This window comes from Profundibacter sp. (assembly GCF_056498605.1).
In genome coordinates this window covers 1-5,134 of the sequence record NZ_JBSMEZ010000122.1, presented here as the reverse complement: position 1 = coordinate 5,134, position 5,134 = coordinate 1, and the positions used below count along the sequence as shown (strand labels likewise).

Here is a 5,134-nt window from a genome sequence, read left to right as displayed (position 1 = left end):
CGTTCTGTCCATAATGCTCGGAAAGATGAACGGTCGTAACATCCCGCCAGTTGCCATCTTGGCACCGCACCCGGATTACACCCGGTGGCCGGATTCGATTGCAGTCATACAAAGAGTATATTTCCGCCAAAAAGTCTGATTGGATTCGGTCCGGATCCGAATGCTTTGATTTCAGCAGTTCAGCCAACTTGGTGCGAAGAGCCCCGATGACACTGTCCACACTGAACTCCGTCACCCGAAACCCCTTTAAGCTTGAAATTCTTTCGCGTTGTGTGTCACCCGACGCCACATTCTCGAGTTGCTTCCATAGGTCCGGATGAATAAATCGGGCCGTAGACCATGGGGGGAGACTGTGACGTTGCTCCTCTTTACTTGGAGGCGGGAAAGGTATTGCACCCTTCGGCATCTCTTTGCCATCAACGTCCAGAAAAAGGCGTCGATCATGGTGCTCTTCAGGGAGCGCTGACGCAATGCCAACGATTGCACGGGCGCGTTCGGATAGAGCCAGATTACCCTTCCGCAACCGCTTCAGAATCTTTTTGGGGTTAACTTCCCGGACTTTCATTTCGTCACGCAGTAGATTCTCGGCTTTATCCTCTTCAGGTTCAACCTTGGCCATTTCGCCAAAAAGGCGTGATGGAATAAACTGCGCATACCCCTGTGGCCCAATCCTGCTATCGGTAGCGGTGCGCCAAGCCCCGTCCAAGCCCTCAATTAACGGCAGTTCCCTCGCACGGGCCCATGCTTCAGTGGCAACGCTTTCGAGAGATTGCGGGAATGCCTTATCAGGGACGAGCCAGTTAAGCGGGTTACCTGTTAACCGGCCTGCTTGCCTCAACTCATCAAGTGTTTCGGCATGAAATCGACCAAGAGCGACCAAAACACCTTCGTTGAGTTCCGAACCTTCCCGGATTGTTTTGCGGTTTGAATCGAGCTCGAGCGTGGCATGAAACAGACCACTAAACGGTAATGGCAATGAGGTGGGAAAATAACTGTGTAACCGGCCAGAGCAACTCTCCTCGTCGAGTCGCAGGGCAATTGCTAATTCATATTCGCGTTCGGCTTTTCCATTATTGAGTGTGCCCCCCTGTTGGCGCAAAATCCAGCTCTGAATTCCAGTATCCGGGCCACTTTCCAGATAGAGCGTCACATCATCATTATCTTCAATTTGCTTTGTCCAGTTCCGCTCGGGCTCATCTGGCAGTCGAATGCGGATACCGTCCAAGGCTTTCACAAAAAGCAGAAAACTCGGCTCAAATTGGCTGGCTTGCTCAATAGCTCGATTGAAAGCGCGCTTATCGCGGAACGGTGCTGCAACCACGGTATCGAATCCTTCCTTTCGCAAGGCACGGATATGCTGCAGCATCGCAGTAGCTCCCTTGTCGCCAAGCCCTTCCAATTCTTGGCCGGTTGCTGGAAAGACAAGTAATGGTGGGGTTTCTTCGCCTGCATTGGAAAACAAGTCTCTGATCTTGCTGTTTTCCTTGGCCAAAGCGGCAACCTGCGCATCCGCATGAATGCGGGAAAATCCGATTTCGAGCGCGCCGCTGCTTATCACGGGTGCTTCGGTCCAGTTCAAAATCGCACGAAAACCAAGGCCCTTTGCTCCGATCATCTTGGCTGCGCGCGTTGGCTTATCGCTGGTATGCGCCGTCATAAGAGATTTAACACCCCCGGTCCGAAAAGGCTGGCCCTTGTTAGCTACGAAAAGACCGTCGCGCGTTACCTCAATCAAAACTTGCCCTGGCACTCCGGATTCGGCTGCCGCATCCGCCGCGTTCTGGACCAATTCCAAAAGCTCTCGTCCCGCATAATCAGCCGAGGTTTGCCGTTCTGTCCGAGAATGCCCAAGAAGAAAATCAGGCTTCCTAAGATAAGCCTCATGCGTATCGCTGAGTTCGCTAGCAATAAATTTTGCCCACCCCTCCGGTGTAGCCAAGAGAGTCGGGTCTGATTTGTACTCGGAGGTCAAATGCTGCATGGGGTATATCCGTATCCAGTTTTTTGCCGGACCCAAAAAATCCAGTTACAATCTCTCATTCAGCATCCTCTTTGGTCACAAAGGGAACCGGCAACGCACATAGCGTATTCACCAGCCGCATCTGTTCCACCGTGTTGCATTTTGCCTCGCGCAAGCGCGGTGCACCAAAGACCAGCGCCAGCCCCTTTGCCCGTGATACCGCCACATTGATCCGGTTGAGCGAGAACAGGAATTCCATGCCGCGTGCAGTTTCTTCGGCGGAACTGGCTGTCATGGAGACAAGGCAGATCGGTGCTTCCTGCCCTTGAAACTTGTCTACCGTGCCGGTGCGTATGCCGGCGGGCAAGACCTCGGACAGGGCATTGACCTGTGCATTATAGGGGGCGACGACGATGATATCGCCCGGGCGCACAGGGCGGGTGGTGCCGTCTTTGTCGGTCCAGTTGCCGCGCAGCAGTCCGGTGATGGCGGCCTTGATTGCTTCCACTTCCTCGGGCGAGGTCTGGGCGTTGCCGTCATGGGCGACCGGCACCCAGAATGCCCCCGCTTCGGGGAACGGCGTGCCGGTCACGCTTTGGCAGGCTGTATCGGGGTGGCTTTGCAACCTCCCCTCATAAACCTGATCCGAGATGAACCTGCATACATCAGGATGCATCCGACGGGTGACAGGCAGAAAGATGCCGCGCTCGGGCGGGATGGTGGCGTGGTCGCCCAGTACCCACTCAAGGCAAGACAGGTTGGCAGGATGCGGGTGTGACCCCTGAATGACCTGCGGCAATTGTTGCGGATCGCCGACCAGCACGATGTTGCGCGCGGCGCGGCCCATGGCCAGCATATTCGCCAGCCCCACTTGCCCCGCCTCATCGACAAACAGCCAGTCAAAGGCCTGAATATTCTGCTCACGGGCAAAGAAAAACGCGGTGCCGCCCACCACATGAGAGTCTGTAAGCGCCGGATCATCATTCGATGTCGGGCGTGAAATCTCCTCCACTCCCTCGGGGTAGCCGTCATTGCCTTGCGACACCTTATGCGCCATTTCCAGCGTGATCGGCATATCCTCGTCCTCAACCGCCTCCAAGCATCCCATCAGCACATTGCGGATCGCCTCGTGGCTGTTGGATGCCACGCCAACCCGCGCACCGCTGCGCACAAGTGACAGAATAGCGCGGGCGGACACATAGGTTTTGCCGGTGCCGGGCGGGCCTTGGATGGGCAGCACGGTTTCGTCCATGCGGGCCACGGCATCGATGGTGCCGGCAACGAAATCCGCGCCGTTCAGGATGTTACCCCCCGCAGGGGGCGTTAGCCGCGGGGGGCTGCGTGACAGAAGGTCATCCACCGCGCGGTAAGTTCTGGCCCCGCATTGGTCTGCAATCACATCGTGCAACGCATTGGCAATGACCGTTGTCGCGATCGGTTTGTCGGGATGCAGGGACAGGGTATCGGTCAGAAGGCCAGCGTTTTTGTTGCCGATTTTAAGGGTAATGCGCCGCGCAGCGCGGTCCAGTTCGGTGACATTAACGGCAGCCATACCGTCCAGCGTCGGGATGGTCGCCTTGCGCCCCGTCCGCAGCTTGGTTTCCTGTTCGGGAAAACGATATGTGCGCTGGACCGAGCGTTTGATTGGCTCGGTCGGCCCAGTGGCTACCAGCCCCGCAAGCGCGTCCAGATCGTCGATCAACTCGTCTTCATCCTTGCCCAGAGAGTCGAAAATCGCCCACCAGGCCGGTTTGGCCTCACGCGCATGGAACATCCCCAGATCAAACAACATCGCCTGCCGCTCTTCGGGCAAATCCGACTCTGCCAGCATGGCGCGTAGGGCGTCGGCCTCCGTATCCTCCTCCACTTCTTTTTCGCCGAAGTCCTCGGTCATCTCCGGCCAAGGGCCGTTGGGGCGTATCCCCACCAACCAGTCCCGCAGATCTTCGGTTGAGACGCAATCAATGCGGTTGTAATCCTCGATCTCGTCGAGAATCTTCTGCTCGCCGGTCTCCAGCCAATTTTCATAGGCCACGACCGAACCACCGGCGGTTTTCACCTCGCCATCACGCACAAGACCGTAAAACGCCTCCATGGATTTGATCGAGTAATTCGGCTCCGAGCCAATCAGCCCGCCGCGCACCACGGCAAACAGATCGACAAACCGCCGCTCGCGCAAAAGTCGATCAAGAAAGGCCTCGCCCACCCCGTATTTGGCCGTCAGACGGCGCAGGGCGGTGATCTCATAGGGGGCGTAATGGTAAATTCGCGCCTGCGGGAACTGCTCCAGACGGGCGCGAAAGAAATCAAACAGGTCGACGACCGCCTGTTTTTCCGCCGCGTGATCATGCGCCCAGAATTTCACAAAGCCGGTATCCTTGGCCCAGACCCCGTGCAGATATTCCAGCCCGCCTTCAAAATGCGGGTCGCCTTCGATGTCATAAAACAGATCCCCCGCTTGTGGTTCGGGCAGCAGGTCAAAACCCTTGCCGATCTCTGGCGGGCGCAATTCGAAATCCGGTGCACCGGTCTTGCGGGCCTGCTGCAGGCGTGCCTGTGTCACCAGCCGCGCGCGTGTCGGCTCGCTCAGCCCGCGCACCGGATGGTCCAGCGTTGACACCGCCGCGAGCGTTTCTACCCCCGCTGCTTCCAATTTTTTCACCTGCGTGCGGCTGATATTGGCCACGTTGAACAGGCTGTCTTCTTTGACCCAGATATCCGCGCAATACTCTGCCCAGCGACACAGCCCGCAATCGGCGCAGGGCACGGGGCGAGTTGCCTCCGGCGTCGTCACAAAATCCTCAAGCCTCTGCCGCGCCGCCCGCGCATAGGCGCTGTAATCTTTCAGGCGCAATGTGGCGCGCTCGCCACTGCCCAGCTCCACATGGGCAAATTCCGGCATCACCCCCTGAATTTCAGCCAGCAGATCGGAATAGAGAACCAGTTGCAAAACATGTTTGGGGTGTGGGGTGCGTTTCAGCTTGGTATCGGTGACCTCGTAACTGAAATCCCCCAGCTTCGAGGGGCGCTCCACCCGTTCCAGAAAATCGGACCAGCCGCCCCAGTTGCCCGACAGGAACGCGCCCTGAAAAACCACATCCGGCCCGTCGGCCAGAACCGCGCGGGTTTCGGCGGCATTGGCCGCAAGGTCTCCGCTGTCGATTTCAACAACCC

Annotated in this window: 2 protein-coding genes; both read right to left on the bottom strand. The window is 57.4% G+C overall.

Annotated features, from left to right (window positions below; genetic code table 11):
* On the bottom strand, positions 1-1,981 hold a 1,981-nt coding region (locus ACWB12_RS12515), incomplete at its 3' end, for a sacsin N-terminal ATP-binding-like domain-containing protein (RefSeq protein ID WP_479530422.1).
* Positions 1,982-2,036: 55 nt separating this feature from the next.
* Positions 2,037-5,134: TM0106 family RecB-like putative nuclease (locus ACWB12_RS12510; RefSeq protein ID WP_479530421.1), on the bottom strand; the 3,098-nt coding region annotated here is incomplete at its 5' end.